Genomic DNA, 16,415 nt, shown 5'->3' with positions numbered 1-16,415 from the left:
ACGTGTCGCTTCCCTCTCAGGTCTAAAGACACTGAGGTTCCCACTTACTGCGAGGTCTTATGACTATTTTTAGTAACTTTTTTCGCTCTCTCATCCTCACCACCATTTTTAGTTTTCTTGTGCCTGTCTTCCTCGTGGGTGGTTTGTTGGTGGTTTTATCCCTTTTTAGTTATGTTCCTGGTCTACAAGGGATGATTTCGGATGTCTCTATCCAAATTCTGCATTTTCTCGCCACTTTCGGCAGTGGTAGTTCCCTCAACGGTCTCCTGACAATTGGTTTGACTTGCGGCTTTGTCGGGGCGTTATTTGATATCTACGTTTATTACCGCTATCAAATTCTCCGCACCGACTCTTAAAAGTTAATAACGCATCAAATCAGTGTTGATGAGTTACACAATCAAAAACAAATAATCTTAACCAATTGTTAATTGTAGCTAATTTTTCTAAAAGCTATTGACTTTGTGCTGAAAAATTCTGTTTTTTAAGATCCTTATTTTCCCAAATGCTTGTGTAGTGCAGTGGTACGACACAATATTTTCAGATGTCTATATTTAGTAAAAGCGAATATTTTTCAATACTTGTCTTTTGCCCCTTAAACATACCAAATAAAACTACACATCAAATCTAAAAATTTCCTAAAGCTTTTCAATAATGATCTAGCTACTAACTTTTATTCACAGCCAGGAGCGGAGAAAACAATTCAAAATAAAAAAATTGTTGCTCCCTGTCCCCTTTTCAATCCCTAATTCCCAATCGGATTAAAGGTAAAGCCCGTTAGCTTCACGCTGGGGGTTCTATATTAAAGATATTCACAAAGATTAAAAAGTTATTTAATTGCCCATGATTTGGCCTTTTAAGCCCAACTTTCGGAAACAAATTGCGCGGATTGAAGTAAGCGGTGCGATCGCTGGTGCAACCCGTAAGCACGTCCTAGCAGCCCTGAAAACCGTAGAAGAAAGTAAATTTCCCGCTTTACTACTACGCATTGATAGTCCTGGGGGGACAGTAGGAGATTCCCAAGAAATATACAGTGCCATGAAGAGATTAGCTAAAAAAACGAAGATTGTCGCCAGTTTTGGCAATATTTCCGCCTCTGGAGGCGTTTATATTGGTATGGGGGCAGAACATATTATGGCGAATCCAGGCACGATTACAGGCAGTATTGGGGTGATTCTGCGAGGAAATAATCTAGAAGTATTACTGGAAAAAATTGGTGTTTCCTTTAAAGTCATTAAGTCAGGTCCCTACAAAGATATATTAGCTTTTGATCGGCAACTGACAGAACCGGAACAAACTATTCTGCAAGAATTGATTGATTGTAGCTATCAGCAATTTGTGGAAACGATAGCAGAGGCTCGTTCACTCACTGTAGAAAAGGTAAAAAGCTTTGCCGATGGGAGGATTTTTACTGGACAGCAAGCCTTAGCATTGGGCGTTGTAGACCGATTGGGAACAGAAGAAGATGCACGACGATGGACAGCGGAATTAGTAGGACTTGATCCTGAGAAAACTCTTTGCTATACGCTAGAAGAACAAAAACCCTTCTGGAGTCGTTTTCTCCCAGGAAGTCGTCAAGCTAAATCAGTTATTAGTGCTGGAATTGATTGGCTAGAATTTGAAGTGTCTACAAGTGGTTTACCCATGTGGTTATATCGGCCATAAAGTAAAAGTCAAAAGTCAGAAGTCAAAAGTCAAAAATAGTCTTTGTACTAATGACTAATGACCAATGACTAATGACCAATGACTAAATTAAGGAGGATTTTGATAGTGGAATGGCAAATGCGAGCAATTCGTGGTGCAACAACTGTTGCAGAAAACAGTGTCGAAGCAATTCGAGATTCAGTGACAGAATTATTAGATGAATTGGAGCAAAGAAATCAACTCCAACCAGACGATATGATTAGTGTGACTTTTTCCGTGACCAAGGATTTAGATGCTATCTTTCCAGCGGCGATCGCTCGCAGTCGTCCTTTATGGGATAGTGTAGTGATGTTAGATGTTCAACAAATGCACGTTGAAGGCAGTTTACCGCGCTGCATTCGCTTTCTCATTCACGCCAATTTACCAACTTCTACCCCAATTCATCACGTTTATTTACGTCAAGCAGCTAAACTGCGTCCAGATTGGAGTTTACCGCAGAAGTTACAAACCTCACAACACGCAGTGGAGACGAAAGTTTAAAATTAGCAGGTCAATAACATAAGTAAAAGTTAGCGCCAAATGAGCTATTACAGTGGTGACGCGGCTGCTCAACCTGCTGCTATTGGTGGGAGTATTTTCACTCATCGGGGGACTGGTGTATGTGTGAAGTTAGATGCTTTTTTGAATATTCTCACCAAAGGTGAAGAGCCGCTTGTCATTGTCACTAGTGAAGGTTATTTTCCAAAAATATGGAAGTATGTGACGGATTATCAGGGTTTTGTGTTTTTACAAAGTCCTGAGATAAATTGGAATTTGGTAGCAATATTGAAGTGATTTATGCTCAGAGTTTAGGGACAGATATTTGATAAAATAAATCTGACTATGATTACAAGAGTAGAATCCAGCGGTGTCATACTAAAAGATATTTGTGAAATTCAAACAGAAAAGTGTGTTGCAAAAGATTCACCAGCAGCCATTACTGAATTCTGCCGTCAACAGGTTTTGATCGGAAAGAATGCAGAAAGTATCAACAAATTAGGACAAATTTGCGTAATTTGTTTGACCTTTCACTAAAATCATGTTAAATTATTAACTAGTTGAGACTTACTCAATATTACTAATAAATTATTTGATAACTTAATATTTAAATCTTATAAATTATGCCTAAAAACATTAGAGAACTAAAGCAAATGCTTGTCCAGGCTGGTTTTACAGAACTACCAGGAAAAGGAAGTCATACGAACTGGATACATCACTTATATTATGGAAAGGTAACGATTTCAGGCAAAGACGGAGCAGATGCTAAACGCTATCAAGAAAAAGAAGTAAAACAGGCAATAGAGTCAATAGTGGATAAGAAAAAAGATGAATAAACTCAAGTACCAAATGATTATCCAGTGGACTGAGGAAGATAATTGCTTTTTAGTAGGATTCCCTGATTTTCCCGGACAAAAATGGCGCACTCATGGAGATACTTACGAGTTAGCAGTAACGAATGGAATAGAAGCCTTAGACTCTCTTATTATTGCTTATGAAGCTGCGGGTGATGCACTTCCAGAAGCAACAGTTTGTCAAGCAGCATAGGCAAGAATTGAAGTAAAATAACCCAACAATGCTGGTTGGGTTTTCTGACCTGGTTTTTAGGTTGATTAAATCATGCTATTACGTATAATTACTGTAGATTACTAAGCTAATAGTTTATATATTATAGTCACAGCGTTTGTCTAAAATAGAAAATCGGGCGATCATTGGTTACAGAATCCTTAGATAAATTGGAGTTTAGTAGCAATATTGAGGTGATTTACGCGCAGAGTTTAGGAACGGATATTTAATACAATAAATCAAAAAGCATTCTAGTAAGTAGAAAAATTATGGATGAAGTAGTTAGAAAAGTTGCCGAAAACTCAAAGTTGAACTCTCTCAACTCTCCATAAAAGATCGGGCAGAACTTGCCTACTTTTTAATTCATGCTCTAGAAGAAAGTATAGATGATGATGTAGAGGTTGCTTGGGATAGAGAATTAACTGGAAGATTAGACGAAATCCTGAGCGGAAAAGCTATTGGTGAATCATCGAATCAAGTATTTTCTAAGTTGCGAGAGAAGTATTCGTGAAGCCAATTATTATCCACACCGAAGCTATCAGGAGTTTGATAGCGCTATCGCTTACTATGAAGATCAAAAGATAGGATTGGGGCTGGATTTACTATCTCAAGTAGAAGAAGCTCTGGAAAAAATACAACAAAATCCCAATTTAGGAACGCAACACACAATTTTAGGGGTACGTCGTTACGTCATCCAGGGGTTTCCATACCTCATTTTCTCCGGAGAATTAGAGGAGTTTATTTGGGTAATTGCGATAGCTTCGCTCGCCGCAGGCATCGCCCATGGAAAGCGAAGACCAAATTATTGGAAAAAAAGGCAAATTGAATAAATATTGTGGGGTGGGCATCTTGCCCGCCCAAATTACAACTTCAGATGTAGAAAACCACATCAATCATGATGCTGATGAAAATGAATACCTATGAAAACATCATAGACAAACTCAAAAAAGTCCTTCTTCTGCAATAACCCAGAAGTTTGCGGACTACCTTTTTCATCCAATAACGGCTTCATCAAATAATAAGCCGGCTGGTAATTATACCAAGGAATCGAAGGCCACAGATGATGAATTAAATGATAATTTTGCCCCAAAATCAGGATATTCAGAACTTTACCAGGATAGACGCGAGCATTTTTCCAGCGACTGCGTTCTACAAAGGGACGGTGGGGTAAATAATCGAAAAATAACCCCAATGTTATCCCCACTATAAAAGCGGGAATAAACCAAAAGTTAAGAATATAGCCCAAAAAATGATATTGGACAGAAATATAAACAATAGTAATGACAATTAAGCGACTAATAAACCATTCTAGTAGTTCATAATTACGCCATAACCGTCTCTGAAAGAAAAATATTTCATGGTACAAAAATCTCACCGCAATTAACCACAGTGGACCACCAGTTGAAACATAATGATCTGGGTCATCTTTTGGGTGATTAACATTACCATGATGCTGTAAATGTACTCGTGTAAATACTGGAAAAGCGAAAACTAGAATTAAAGCACTACAATGCCCCAAGATAGCGTTAACAATTCGATTGCGATGGGCAGACTGGTGACAAGCATCATGAATCACTGTTCCTGAACAATGTAATGCTAGAGTATTCACACTAAAACACAACCAATGCGGCCATTCCCAAAGCCAATACCCAAAGTTAGACAAAACTAACATCATCACCACAACTAAAAACATCAGTAATGTGGGGTTAAAATCACCAGGAGGTGATAAAAGTTCTTTGGGGGGAATTGTCAGTGGCTTCTGTGCCTCCGACGTGAGCATTCTTAACTCCTTTAATAATCAATCTTTACGGATCATACTATTAATCTTAGTTAAGAGTAAAGTTATGTAAAGCAAGATTTATTTACAATCTTGCTGAAGAATCAATAAATGAGGCTATGATTCTTGTCTAAACCAGTGCTTTAAGCAAAAAACTCTCTTTGAGGAAGCTTGCCAATCAGATTAGTGTACGATATCAAATCTATACCATAATTACCTCTCTAACTGCCTATAACATTGATATAGCAGTGACTAAAAGAGAGAGTCCGTTTAATTCATCCCAATTTGTAAAATGATGGCGATAAATGGAAAAATGATTTGCTGCTACAGTCAGTCTTTCATCATCCAAAATCTCAAATCTCAAATGGGATGAGAAAACATTTACGATTAATTCCCAGGTAGATCCCAAAAATCTTGAACCCAGCCCATGACGCAATTAAGAGATTCTCAGCGCCGAACTAAAATTGTTGCTACTGTCGGACCTGCTACCAGCAGCCCAGAAATGCTGAAAGCGATTATTGAAGCGGGTGCAACAACCCTGCGGCTAAACTTTTCCCACGGAACTCATGCCGACCATCAGCGTAGTATTCGGTTAATTCGGCAAACCGCTTTTGAACTTAATAGACCAGTAGCAATTCTGCAAGATTTACAGGGGCCAAAAATTCGCTTGGGGCGGTTTGAAACTGGTTCTATAATTTTAGCAAAAGGCGATCGCTTCACCTTAACAAATCGCCCCATAGAAGGAACTCAGGAAATAAGCTGCGTTACCTACGATTATTTAGCAGATGAAGTCCCCGTTGGTTCAAATATCCTCCTTGATGATGGCAAAGTCGAAATGGTAGTCGAGGAGATTAACCACGAAAAAGGTGATTTACATTGTCGGGTAACAGTTCCTGGTAAACTTTCCAACAACAAAGGTGTTAACTTCCCAGGAGTTTACTTATCCATCAAAGCCATGACCGACAAAGACCGAGAGGATCTGATGTTCGGTTTAGATCAAGGTGTGGATTGGGTAGCCCTGTCCTTTGTCCGTAATCCCCAGGACATTATCGAAATTAAAGAACTAATTTCCAGCGCTGGCAAAAATGTCCCTGTAATTGCCAAAATCGAAAAGCACGAAGCCATTGAACAAATGGAAGCAGTTCTGTCTTTGTGCGACGGCGTAATGGTGGCTAGAGGTGACTTAGGGGTGGAACTACCAGCGGAAGATGTACCAGTGTTGCAAAAACGCCTCATTGCTACAGCCAACCGTTTGGGTATTCCCATCATTACCGCTACCCAAATGCTAGATAGCATGGTCAGCAACCCCCGTCCCACTCGTGCAGAAGTATCTGATGTCGCCAATGCGATTTTAGACGGGACAGATGCGGTGATGCTTTCCAATGAAACCGCTGTTGGTAGTTTCGCGGTCGAAGCAGTAGCGACAATGGCCAGAATCGCCGAACGTATTGAACAGGAAGAAATCCTTAACACCAACTCCCGTTTATCAAGAGATAACAGGCGTTCAATTCCCAATGCGATTAGCCAAGCCGTCAGTCAAATTGCTGAAAGTTTGGGCGCAGCAGCAATTATGACTTTGACACAAACCGGGGCTACAGCCCGCAACGTTTCTAAGTTCCGTCCTAAAACGCCAATTTTAGCTATCACACCTCATGTCAACGTGGCGCGACAGTTACAGATGGTATGGGGTGTCAAACCGCTGTTGGTGCTGGAATTACCTTCTACTGGTCAAACATTCCAAGCAGCTATCAATGTAGCCCAGGAAAAAAACCTTTTAACTGAAGGTGATTTAGTTGTGATGACTGCGGGGACACTTCAGGGTGTTTCTGGCTCAACAGACTTGATTAAGGTGGAAATAGTTACTGCTATCCTCGGTCAGGGAATTGGTCTAGGTCAAGGTTCAGTAAGTGGCCGCGCTAGAGTAGTTCATAATGCTATGGATGCCAGTAATTTTACCCCTGGAGATATTTTGGTAGCATCCCGCACTGGTGTTGATTTTGTAGAAGCCATTCGCAAAGCCGGGGGGATTATTACTGAAGAGGAAAGTCTCACAAGTCATGCCGCAGTTATTGGTTTACGTCTTGGTGTACCGGTGATTGTGGGTGTGAAGGAAGCAACACAGGTAATTAAAGATGGTGCAATTTTAACTCTGGATATGCAGCGGGGTTTAATTTACTCCGGTGCGGTGGGAACTTAAATTTGGTAATAGGTAATAGGTGATTGGTAATAGGTGATTACTACCCATTACCCATTACCCATTACCCATTACCCATTACCCATTCAAGTTAATTCAATTTGAGAATCATCACCAATTAAAAAACGTAATGCTTTAGGGCGACGGGGGGCAATAGTTAATTGGGCGCGTTGTCCGATTAGGCTATCAATAATCCGTTGCTGAATTCCAGTGATTTTAGCACCTTCTAAAACCACACTGTGTTCTAAATCTGTTTCTATGAGTGTTGAATTGTCGGCGATACTACTATAAGGACCGATAAAACAATTTTCTAAATAACAATTATCACCAATTACCACAGGTCCACGAATTGTACAGTTGATAATTTGAGATTTAGCCCCAATTTGTACTCTTCCTGTAATCTGGGTTTTGGGATCAATATCGCTTAAAATTGATGTTTTTAAATAGGTATCTAGAATTAATCGGTTAGCTTCTAATAAATCATCTTTCTTACCTGTATCTAACCACCAACCGTCAAGATTACAAGCTAAAACTTCCTTTTCTTGAGCTATTAAACATTGAATAGCATCAGTAATTTCTAATTCTCCTCTAGCTGAAGGTTTAATCAGAGAAATTGCATCATGGATAACTGGTGAAAAGAAGTAAACCCCTACCAAGGCTAAATTTGAAGGGGGAATTTTGGGTTTTTCAATTAACTGTAATACTCTGCCTTTTTCATCTACCTTTGCCACCCCAAAAGCACTGGGATTTGTGACTTCATGCAACAGAATTAAAGCATCTGGTTCTTGTTGGGTAAATTTAGCTAAAAATGAAATTAAATCCCCTTTTTGAATGAGGTTATCTCCCAAATACATCACAAATGGGGAATCTTTTAAAAAAGGACGGGCAACTTGAACAGCTTGGGCTAATCCTGCTGGTTTTTCTTGTAAAATATAGGTGATGTTAACACCGAACTTTTCGCCATTTCCAGTTTTATTCTTGACTTCTTCCCCTGTTTCTGGGCTGATAATAATCCCAATATCAGTAATCCCCGCAGCAGCCATTTCTTCAATGCCGTACCATAAAATAGGTTTATTGGCAACTGGGACAAGTTGTTTTGCGCCAGTATATGTTAATGGGCGTAATCTTGTCCCTTTTCCACCGGATAAAATTAAGGCTTTCATAGAGATTGTTCTTGTAATTCTTTTAACATTAATATTAGTCTTTGTCGCCAATGGGGAGGATGAGTTCCCAAGACTTTGGATATTTTCTCACAAGCAAGGATAGAATAAGCAGGACGTTTTGCTGGTGTCGGATATTCGGGGGTGGTAATAGGGATAACTTGGTTAATTTTTAGGGGAAAACCGAGTTTTTCTGCTTCTTCAAAGATAGCTATGGCAAAGTCATACCAACTGGCTACACCACTATTTGTATAGTGATAAGTACCTGTGAGTTCTAGAGTTAATTGGGGGATAATTTGGGTAATTGTTAAAGCTATATCTTTTGCCCAAGTTGGACTACCAATTTGATCTGCAACGACTCTCACTTCTGGTCTTTCTTTACCAAGTCGTAACATGGTTTTAACAAAGTTACTTTTTCCATAAGTTCCATAAACCCAAGCTGTACGGAGAATCATATACTGGGAACAAGCTTTTTGAATTGCTATTTCTCCCGCTAATTTTGTCTGCCCGTATACACTCACTGGATTGGTAATATCGGTTTCTTGATAGGGATAGTGACTCTTGCCATTGAATACGTAATCTGTGGAAAGATGAATTAAGAAACTTCCTAATTTTTGACTTTCTTCAGCGATAATTTGGGGAGCCATAGCATTGATGGCTGTAGCCAGTTCTGGTTCGCTTTCGGCTTTGTCTACTGCGGTGTAAGCAGCAGCGTTAATGATGATTTCTGGTTGGTTTTCTCTGATAATTTGGCGTAAATTATCAGCTTGGGTTAGGTCTATTTGTGGACGGGTAACGGCAATAACTTTGTAGTTGGGGGAAAGGGTGTTTTGTAATTCTGTCCCAACTTGTCCATTACTACCTATTAGTAATATTGATTTATTCATAAACTTCGGCATTTTTGAATGTTTGAGCGTTACTGTCTTTTGCGGATAAAATTGGGGGTGTTTTTAAAGGCCAATCTATAGCTAAATCTGGGTCATTCCAAAGTATTGCGCGATCGCCTTTTGGTGCATAATAATCTGTAGCTTTATATAGAACTTCGGCAATTTCTGAAAGTACGAGAAAGCCATGGGCAAAACCTGGTGGTATCCACAATTGGCGTTTGTTTTCGGCACTAAGTTCATAACCTACCCATTGTCTAAATGTAGGGGAGTTTTTTCTCACATCTACCGCAACATCAAAGATTGTCCCCACAATGGTGCGGACTAGTTTACCTTGAGGTTGGATGATTTGATAATGTAATCCTCGCAGCACATTGCATTCAGATTTTGAGTGATTATCTTGGATGAAGTTGGCTGTGATTCCCAGTTTTTCTGTGAATATTTTTTGATTGTATGATTCCAAAAAAAAGCCCCGTGAATCTAGAAATACTTGGGGTTCTAACAGAAAGATATCAGGAATAGATGTGGGGATAATGTTCATGAAGCGGTTGAATATTTTAAAGAACACTTGTAATAATATCATTATGCAAAGGTTTAGATCCCCGACTTCTTCAAGAAGTCGGGGATCTAAGTTTTCATACACAAAAGTTACTTGATTTGATACTCTAAAACAATTAAAGCGAGAGAGAATTACATTATTCTTATTTAATGATGCCGCATTGTATTAGTACAGAACCTTATTTGTCAAGCAACTATTAAAAATAGCTGAAAAGCCTGTATCGTTTGCTTTTTAATTTTTAATTTTTAATTATGCCCTATCGTACTAGTTTCTAGAACTGTTCCTACCAAACATACCCCATCTAAATTTGCACCATTTAACTTCACTGCATCTAATTCAGCACAGAGTAAATTCGCTCCTGTTAAATTCGCTCCTGCTAAGTTTGCTGCTCGTAGATCAGCTTCTTCAAGATTCGCTTCAATTAATAAAGCCCCTTGTAAATCTGCACTACTTAAATCTGCACCTTTGAGATTAGCCCCCGTTAAATTTGCACCGCGTAAATCCGCACCGCGTAAATCAACACCTTGCAAATTTACATTCCTTAAATTAGCACCACTTAAAAAAGCACCTGCTAAAGACGCATCATTAAGGATTGCCCCCATCAAGTTACTACCCCGCAAATTACTACCCCGTAAGTCCGCATTTGTCAAGTTAGCTTGCATCAAATTTGTACCCATAAGGTTAGCCCGCAAGTCAGCTTCTTGTAGGTTAGCGCCCATGAAATTAGCACCTTCAAAATGGCCACCTTCCAGTTGAGAACCAGTGAAGTTAGTTCCCACCAAGGTAGCCCCTGTTAAATTTATCTTCCTTAAATCTAGGTGAGATAGATCCTCATCTTCTAAATTTGCACCGGGAAGTTGTTTGTTAGGTCCAATCATCTGTAATTTTTCATTCATTTGCTGTAAATTGAAATTTGTTCACTATCTTTGCTGTGACTATCCCAACGAGAATCAAGTAACCATAGTCCACTGCTGACTTTAGGTGTCATTATGGGTAAATCAAGTCCCTGCTGTAAACCCATAACTAATAAAGTTAATGTATCTACAAGTTTAGGATCAAAGCGGGTAGATTGTTGTTTTCGGCACTGATCTAAAGCCTGAGAAAATATCTCTGTTCCGCCTTTATTTGAGTATTTATACTGATTCACTTGGATCTGAAATTCTGATATCAAAGACAAAATTCGTGATTCCAAGGGAATATCATCAGCAGCTAAACCGGCGGGTTCACCTGTCCCATTCCACCATTCGCTTTGGTGGGTAATAATTTGAGCTATAGCCCGTAATCGGGGCATTATTCGTAATGCTTGCGCTCCTGGGACTAGGGGACAAGCTAAGGGACAACTGGGAGCTTCTTCTTGATAAGTGTTTCTGATGTGACTGGGAGTAATCAGACTTTCAGCGTTTTGCAGTGGGTCTAGGCGATGTAACAAAGCCGCAAGGCGTAGTCTTTTAATTTGCCATGCAGGTAAATCCAATAATTGCCCCATTGTTTCCGCGACAGATGCCACTTCTGATGCGGCCATAGGATTACTGGTATCTGCTAGATCAATCAATTGCGCCATCCGCAAAAATGCTTGAATTTCGTTAGATACCAAGTTACGATCTAGAAATTGTTGGTGGGATGCTGTGAGAATAGGTAAGTTACCTTGTCCTATTTTCAGGTAGTCAACAACACGAGTGACGACGGTAGCCACTTCTGCCGCTGGACATATAGCTGGGTGAATTGCCTGTTTATATTGACTAAGTTTAAGTGCTAGTTCAGGATGATAGTCTTTGATATGAGCGATCGCTAACTCTGCGGTTTCTTCGACTAATTCCGGTTCAAATGTCCATAAACCGTAGAATTTACGCTCTAAATCGCAAGTTGGCAAACCCCCAACCCCATAATCAGCTTCAGATAATTCTTGACAAATTACCATTGCTGTGTAGTCAGGAGCCAAAATAATCAAGTGCCACTCCTGCGCCACCGGATCATCTGTAGCCAATCCCACTAAATTAATATTAGGTAATTTTCCCGTAGGATGTTCAGCAAAGCCAGAATCAGCCGTCGCCATAATCACAATTTCGCGGCTGTGTTGCGCCATATCTGCATATCTTTGCGCCTCTTCCAGATACCATGTACCCTGTTGAAAAGCCGTAATTACCAATGGTCCATTATCCTTAGTTAAAACATGGTCTTCCAAGGCATGACAGAGGGAAACTAAGGTATTTTTATAGTACACGCCAAAATGAATTGGTCTAGCACTATGGCGGTGAGAGGCTTCTAATTGTTGGAGAATTGAACCTTGTAACATGGAATTAAGGATTGGGGATTTCAGGAATAGGGGTTTAGCAATGCTCATTGGTGTCAACTTAGTAGGGGCGTATTGCAATACGCCCCTACCTATCCGTTAGATTCCACACCAGCCCAGAACTGATAGCGTAGCGTGGCGTAAGCCATAGTTCAGAGCTAATAACCAAAGTAAACTAAAGTTTACTAAAGATTTTTTGGGATATCTTAGTTATCTTTACATGACTTGAGCTATTAGGCTGGGAATATGGCTTACGCCAAGCTACGCTATCATTCCCAGGCGGGCTATGGATTTTACGTTAAGTTGACACCAATAAACAATGCTAAACCCTGACAATGAAAATGTATATGTTTTCTAAGATACGCCTGCTAACTGTTTCTCTGGTTTATCTATTGGTGCGGAAAGAGCTGTTTCTAAATCAGCACAACCCAATTTAGCTTCTAAAATATTCATCACTTCTCGTCCAAAGTCATTAGGATTTTGTCGCCAAGCTTGTAAGCAAACTTCACCAAAGAAAGAACCTAAAGGTTCAGGATTCCACAGGAGTTTTTTCGCTGTCCAAGGCATTAAACTCATGGGATCATAACCTGGTTTGAGAATACCCTCTTTAAAAGCATATTCTTCTAAGTGGGTATGGGGTTGGAGTCCAATAAAGAAAATAGCAGGTTCAACTTTATCAGCTCCAAAAATCCGTTCTAGTTCGCGGTGATAAGCGATAGTTTGGCGAATAGTTTCGTGACGTTCATCAATCACATTAAAAGAGTAATTGACAGAAACTAAATCATTGAAACCAGCCGCCTTTAAATCACGGCAATTTTGCAAAACAGTTCGCAGGTTATAACCCATTCGCATTTTGCGAACAAGTTCTTGAGAACCGCTAGTGATGCCGATTTCAAAATAATTCATTCCCGTTTTTGCCATCAACTCACACAACTCTGGTGTCAAGTTATCTGCTCTGATGTATGCTGCCCAGTTTATATCGGTCATGCCAGAATTGACAATCTTTTGTAACAGTTCTACAGCATCATCAATGAATTTACGGGCAGGGATAAATTGAGCATCAGTAAACCAAAAGTTACGAACACCACGATTATATAATTGCCGGATTTCAGCCACGACTTCATCAGCCGGATTAATGCGAACTTGTTTACCCTCAACTACAGTATAGACGCAATAACAGCAATTATGGGGACAACCACGTTTGGTTTGCACACCGACATAAAAATCTTGATCTTGCAGGTAATAATTAAATTCCGGCCAGATGGTTTCTATGTAGTCATAGTTACAAGCGGTTTTTTCTAATGGTGTGGGTTGTTCATGGATAAGACGTTCTCGTGGTTGATTTTCTCCCACCACATAGCAACGCTCGTCCCGAAAATCTTCACCACTTAGTAATTTGGTTAGCAGGATTTCTCCTTCACCTACAGAAATAATAGTTCCTGGCGGTGAACTTTTACCCAACTGTTCATAAAACACACTAACTGCACCACCACCCAAAACTACACGGGCTTGAGAGTGATATTTTTGGGCGCGTTTTAATCCGCGTTTAACTAAACCTAGGTTACGCCACAATTCTACATAATAAGCAATAAAGATTCTTAACCCGCCCAATGCCCCACGTAATTTGATGAATGGGTTTTTGGCATAATAAAATTCAAAAGCGTTTTGCAGGGGATTTCCGCCACGACCGCCTACTGGTGCATATATTTGAATATCTCGCCAAGAAAATACTATTAGTGTGGGTTTGAATTCATCAATACAGGTATCTAGGGCAGTGGCATAATCTAGCGGTGGGACTGTGCCTAAGTCAAAAATCCGCTGTTCAATGCTGGGGAATTGCTTGTGGACGTGATCACTAAGATAAACAACCCCAATAGGAAAGATAGGGTTACAGGGAAGGCGAACGTAAAGAATTCGGTTTTCCATCATGGTTATTTCAACTGCCATCTTACCAATTGTCAGGGATTTTGTGGGCTTAATATTAATCTACCAATATTTACCAAAAATTTGGGTTTAAAGCCCCGTCCTTCTAGGACGGCTTTTTGATATAATGGTGAGAACAGGCAGGGCATTGTCTGTTGGGCGAGATAGTGTAAGACGGGTTATGCCCGCAACTGTTGTTTGAATCCAGAATCCTCACCCTTCTAGGATGGGGAGTATGTCAATTTTATTTGGCTGATTAGACATCTGGTGAAAAAGTAGAGCCGTTCCGTGTCTGAATCAGGATTTTCAGGATTTGAGGATTTTCAGGATGGTTTTCTTAGGGGGTTTTAGATATTGAAAATCTCTTTTTTTGATATATTTCTGTTCTCTGACACATTCTATCAACTGTCTGAATCAGGATTTTCAGGATTTGAGGATTTTCAGGATGGTTTTCTTAGGGGGTTTTAGATATTGAAAATCTCTTTTTTTGATATATTTCTGTTCTCTGACACATTCTATCAACTGTCTGAATCAGGATTTTCAGGATTTGAGGATTTTCAGGATGGTTTTTTAGGGGGTTTTAAATATTGAAAATCTGTTTGTTTGATATATTTCTGTTCTCTGACACATTCTATCAACTGTCTGAATCAGGATTTTCAGGATTTGAGGATTTTCAGGATGGTTTTCTTAGGGGGTTTTAGATATTGAAAATCTCTTTTTTTGATATATTTCTGTTCTCTGACACATTCTATCAACTGTCTGAATCAGGATTTTCAGGATTTGAGGATTTTCAGGATGGTTTTTTAGGGGGTTTTAAATATTGAAAATCTGTTTGTTTGATATATTTCTGTTCTCTGACACATTCTATCAACTGTCTGAATCAGGATTTTCAGGATTTGAGGATTTTCAGGATGGTTTTCTTAGGGGGTTTTAGATATTGAAAATCTGTTTGTTTGATATATTTCTGTTTTCTGACACATTCTATAGCTAAACTCCTAAGAAAAATATGCTTGAAACATATTTTACATTTATTGTCAGTTCAGAAACTCCTCAAATCCTGATGTCAACAAAAAACCATCCTGTAAATCCTTAAATCCTGTAAATCCTGATTCAGACAATGTCAGTTCATAAACTCCTCAAATCCTGATGTCAACAAAAAACCATCCTGAAAATCCTGATTCAGACAATGTCAGTTCATAAACTCCTCAAATCCTGATGTTAACCAACAAACCATCCTGTAAATCCTTAAATCCTGGATATCCTGATTCAGACAATGTCAGTTCATAAACTCCTCAAATCCTGATGTTAACCAACAAACCATCCTGTAAATCCTTAAATCCTGGATATCCTGATTCAGACAATGTCAGTTCATAAACTCCTCAAATCCTGATGTTAACCAAAAACCATCCTGTAAATCCTTAAATCCTGAAAATCCTGATTCAGACAATGTCAGTTCATAAACTCCTCAAATCCTGATGTTAACCAAAAACCATCCTGTAAATCCTTAAATCCTGAAAATCCTGATTCAGACAATGTCAGTTCATAAACTCCTCAAATCCTGATGTTAACCAAAAACCATCCTGTAAATCCTTAAATCCTGAAAATCCTGATTCAGACAATGTCAGTTCATAAACTCCTCAAATCCTGATGTTAACCAAAAAACCATCCTGTAAATCCTGATTCAGACAAAAGCCCAAAAAAGAGTATTCAGGGGTTGACAACAGGTTGAGAATCTGTTATGATAAAATAGACGAGGAAGAACTATTTACAAATAATTCCTAGATCTCCGATTTTTCAGGAAATGTTTATAAAAAAAACATAACTTTAGATAGAAATAATGCAGAAAATTGCAGTTGGTAGTCGCAGTTACAGTAACTTGGGATCATCGGGTGTTAGCTTTACTGATGTAATGTAAAATTGTGGCGCAAATAAGCTCCTCAGCAGTTATGGCTCAGATATTAGATCCTCTACCACCGGAGCATTCGGGGAAGATTCTCTGCTGCTACGTCAACGCTACGAGTAAGATCCAGGTGGCTCGTATCTCCAATATTCCTAACTGGTACTTTGAAAGGGTTGTATTTCCTGGACAAAGGCTAGTGTTTGAAGTTCCTCCAGCAGCGCAAATGGAAATCCACACTGGGATGATGGCAAGCGCTATTATATCAGATACGATTCCGTGCAATCGCATGATCATCCATGAAGTTACCACTGATGAAGAACAAAATAACTCATCTGCGGGGATAAATCCTAGTAGTAATAATTCAATAGGGTCAGAAATCAATAAGAAAATTGCAGATAAGACAAAACCTTTACAATCCGTTGAATTGGCATCTATTGATTGAAAATCACATCACAATTCCACACAAGGGTAAAGCACATTACGCT

Annotated in this window: 15 protein-coding genes and 2 pseudogenes; 10 read left to right on the top strand and 7 right to left on the bottom strand. The window is 39.3% G+C overall.

The features are described from left to right. The first annotated feature begins 59 nt into the window (after positions 1–59). The 8 genes and pseudogenes from EZY12_24620 (at position 60) to EZY12_24585 (ending at position 4,073) form a co-directional block, all read left to right on the top strand. Entirely contained in the window at positions 60–356 is a 297-nt protein-coding gene (locus EZY12_24620; protein QSX67788.1) for a hypothetical protein, read from the top strand. A 484-nt stretch (positions 357–840) separates the two neighbouring features. Next, positions 841–1,662 (top strand): signal peptide peptidase SppA, encoded by an 822-nt coding sequence (sppA, locus tag EZY12_24615; protein ID QSX67787.1) that lies wholly within the window; start codon positions 841–843, stop codon positions 1,660–1,662. A gap of 105 nt (positions 1,663–1,767) precedes the next feature. Beyond that, positions 1,768–2,181 (top strand): chorismate mutase, encoded by a 414-nt coding sequence (gene aroH, locus EZY12_24610; GenBank protein QSX70824.1) that lies wholly within the window; start codon positions 1,768–1,770, stop codon positions 2,179–2,181. A 39-nt stretch (positions 2,182–2,220) separates the two neighbouring features. Then, positions 2,221–2,507: pseudogene (locus EZY12_24605) on the top strand (hypothetical protein). Positions 2,508–2,801: 294 nt separating this feature from the next. Further along, positions 2,802–3,014 (top strand): type II toxin-antitoxin system HicA family toxin, encoded by a 213-nt coding sequence (locus tag EZY12_24600; protein QSX67786.1) that lies wholly within the window; start codon positions 2,802–2,804, stop codon positions 3,012–3,014. Beyond that, on the top strand, positions 3,007–3,225 hold the full coding sequence (locus tag EZY12_24595) for a type II toxin-antitoxin system HicB family antitoxin (GenBank protein QSX67785.1): 219 nt from the start codon (positions 3,007–3,009) through the stop codon (positions 3,223–3,225). Before EZY12_24600 ends, EZY12_24595 begins: the two co-directional genes overlap by 8 nt. Before the next feature lie 346 nt (positions 3,226–3,571). Next, on the top strand, positions 3,572–3,754 hold the full coding sequence (locus EZY12_24590) for an addiction module protein (protein ID QSX70823.1): 183 nt from the start codon (positions 3,572–3,574) through the stop codon (positions 3,752–3,754). After that, positions 3,751–4,073 (top strand): annotated as a pseudogene (locus tag EZY12_24585) (type II toxin-antitoxin system RelE/ParE family toxin). Before EZY12_24590 ends, EZY12_24585 begins: the two are co-directional and overlap by 4 nt. A 59-nt stretch (positions 4,074–4,132) precedes the next feature. On the opposite strand, the gene EZY12_24580 reads toward EZY12_24585, so the two are convergent. Beyond that, positions 4,133–5,023 (bottom strand): fatty acid desaturase, encoded by an 891-nt coding sequence (locus EZY12_24580; GenBank protein QSX67784.1) that lies wholly within the window; start codon positions 5,021–5,023, stop codon positions 4,133–4,135. Between the two features lie 424 nt (positions 5,024–5,447). Between EZY12_24580 and pyk the strand changes: the two genes are divergently transcribed. Continuing rightward, positions 5,448–7,217, top strand: coding sequence for a pyruvate kinase (gene pyk, locus EZY12_24575; protein QSX67783.1), 1,770 nt, complete (start codon positions 5,448–5,450; stop codon positions 7,215–7,217). 83 nt (positions 7,218–7,300) lie between these two features. Here the strand turns inward: pyk and EZY12_24570 are convergent, their stop codons facing one another. The 6 genes from EZY12_24570 to EZY12_24545 all read right to left on the bottom strand — a co-directional run bounded on the left by EZY12_24570 (position 7,301) and on the right by EZY12_24545 (position 14,054). After that, complete coding sequence (locus EZY12_24570) at positions 7,301–8,377, bottom strand: glucose-1-phosphate thymidylyltransferase (protein QSX67782.1); 1,077 nt, start codon at positions 8,375–8,377, stop codon at positions 7,301–7,303. Next, positions 8,374–9,261, bottom strand: a complete 888-nt coding sequence (gene rfbD / locus EZY12_24565; protein ID QSX67781.1) for a dTDP-4-dehydrorhamnose reductase — start codon at positions 9,259–9,261, stop codon at positions 8,374–8,376. Before rfbD ends, EZY12_24570 begins: the two co-directional genes overlap by 4 nt. Next, the gene (rfbC, locus tag EZY12_24560; protein ID QSX67780.1) at positions 9,254–9,799 is read right to left on the bottom strand and encodes a dTDP-4-dehydrorhamnose 3,5-epimerase; all 546 of its coding nucleotides are present in this window, start codon (positions 9,797–9,799) and stop codon (positions 9,254–9,256) included. The genes rfbD and rfbC overlap by 8 nt, the downstream gene beginning before the upstream one ends. 263 nt (positions 9,800–10,062) lie before the next feature. After that, a complete protein-coding gene (locus EZY12_24555; GenBank protein QSX67779.1) occupies positions 10,063–10,713 on the bottom strand; it encodes a pentapeptide repeat-containing protein in 651 nt (216 codons plus the stop codon). Next, positions 10,710–12,110 (bottom strand): metal-dependent phosphohydrolase, encoded by a 1,401-nt coding sequence (locus tag EZY12_24550; protein ID QSX70822.1) that lies wholly within the window; start codon positions 12,108–12,110, stop codon positions 10,710–10,712. Before EZY12_24550 ends, EZY12_24555 begins: the two co-directional genes overlap by 4 nt. Before the next feature lie 351 nt (positions 12,111–12,461). Next, entirely contained in the window at positions 12,462–14,054 is a 1,593-nt protein-coding gene (locus tag EZY12_24545) for a B12-binding domain-containing radical SAM protein (protein ID QSX67778.1), read from the bottom strand. A gap of 1,922 nt (positions 14,055–15,976) precedes the next feature. Here EZY12_24545 and EZY12_24540 point away from each other — a divergent pair. After that, the gene (locus EZY12_24540; protein ID QSX67777.1) at positions 15,977–16,372 is read left to right on the top strand and encodes a DUF1830 domain-containing protein; all 396 of its coding nucleotides are present in this window, start codon (positions 15,977–15,979) and stop codon (positions 16,370–16,372) included. Positions 16,373–16,415 lie beyond the last annotated feature (43 nt).

It is taken from the genome of Dolichospermum sp. DET69, assembly GCA_017355425.1.
GTDB lineage: Bacteria > Cyanobacteriota > Cyanobacteriia > Cyanobacteriales > Nostocaceae > Dolichospermum.
Note: the sequence above shows the minus strand (reverse complement) of the source record. Positions and strands in the feature narration are given on the sequence as shown.

Bases quoted from the DNA above. Each gene is read 5' to 3' on its own strand.
- EZY12_24580 (QSX67784.1), bottom strand. From the start codon at position 5,023: ATGCTCACGTCGGAGGCACAGAAGCCACTGACAATTCCCCCCAAAGAA.
- EZY12_24570 (QSX67782.1), bottom strand. From the start codon at position 8,377: ATGAAAGCCTTAATTTTATCCGGTGGAAAAGGGACAAGATTACGCCCA.
- EZY12_24595 (QSX67785.1), top strand. From the start codon at position 3,007: ATGAATAAACTCAAGTACCAAATGATTATCCAGTGGACTGAGGAAGAT.
- EZY12_24620 (QSX67788.1), top strand. From the start codon at position 60: ATGACTATTTTTAGTAACTTTTTTCGCTCTCTCATCCTCACCACCATT.
- EZY12_24540 (QSX67777.1), top strand. From the start codon at position 15,977: ATGGCTCAGATATTAGATCCTCTACCACCGGAGCATTCGGGGAAGATT.
- EZY12_24550 (QSX70822.1), bottom strand. From the start codon at position 12,110: ATGTTACAAGGTTCAATTCTCCAACAATTAGAAGCCTCTCACCGCCAT.
- sppA (QSX67787.1), top strand. From the start codon at position 841: ATGATTTGGCCTTTTAAGCCCAACTTTCGGAAACAAATTGCGCGGATT.
- EZY12_24600 (QSX67786.1), top strand. From the start codon at position 2,802: ATGCCTAAAAACATTAGAGAACTAAAGCAAATGCTTGTCCAGGCTGGT.
- pyk (QSX67783.1), top strand. From the start codon at position 5,448: ATGACGCAATTAAGAGATTCTCAGCGCCGAACTAAAATTGTTGCTACT.
- EZY12_24555 (QSX67779.1), bottom strand. From the start codon at position 10,713: ATGAATGAAAAATTACAGATGATTGGACCTAACAAACAACTTCCCGGT.
- rfbC (QSX67780.1), bottom strand. From the start codon at position 9,799: ATGAACATTATCCCCACATCTATTCCTGATATCTTTCTGTTAGAACCC.
- EZY12_24545 (QSX67778.1), bottom strand. From the start codon at position 14,054: ATGGCAGTTGAAATAACCATGATGGAAAACCGAATTCTTTACGTTCGC.
- rfbD (QSX67781.1), bottom strand. From the start codon at position 9,261: ATGAATAAATCAATATTACTAATAGGTAGTAATGGACAAGTTGGGACA.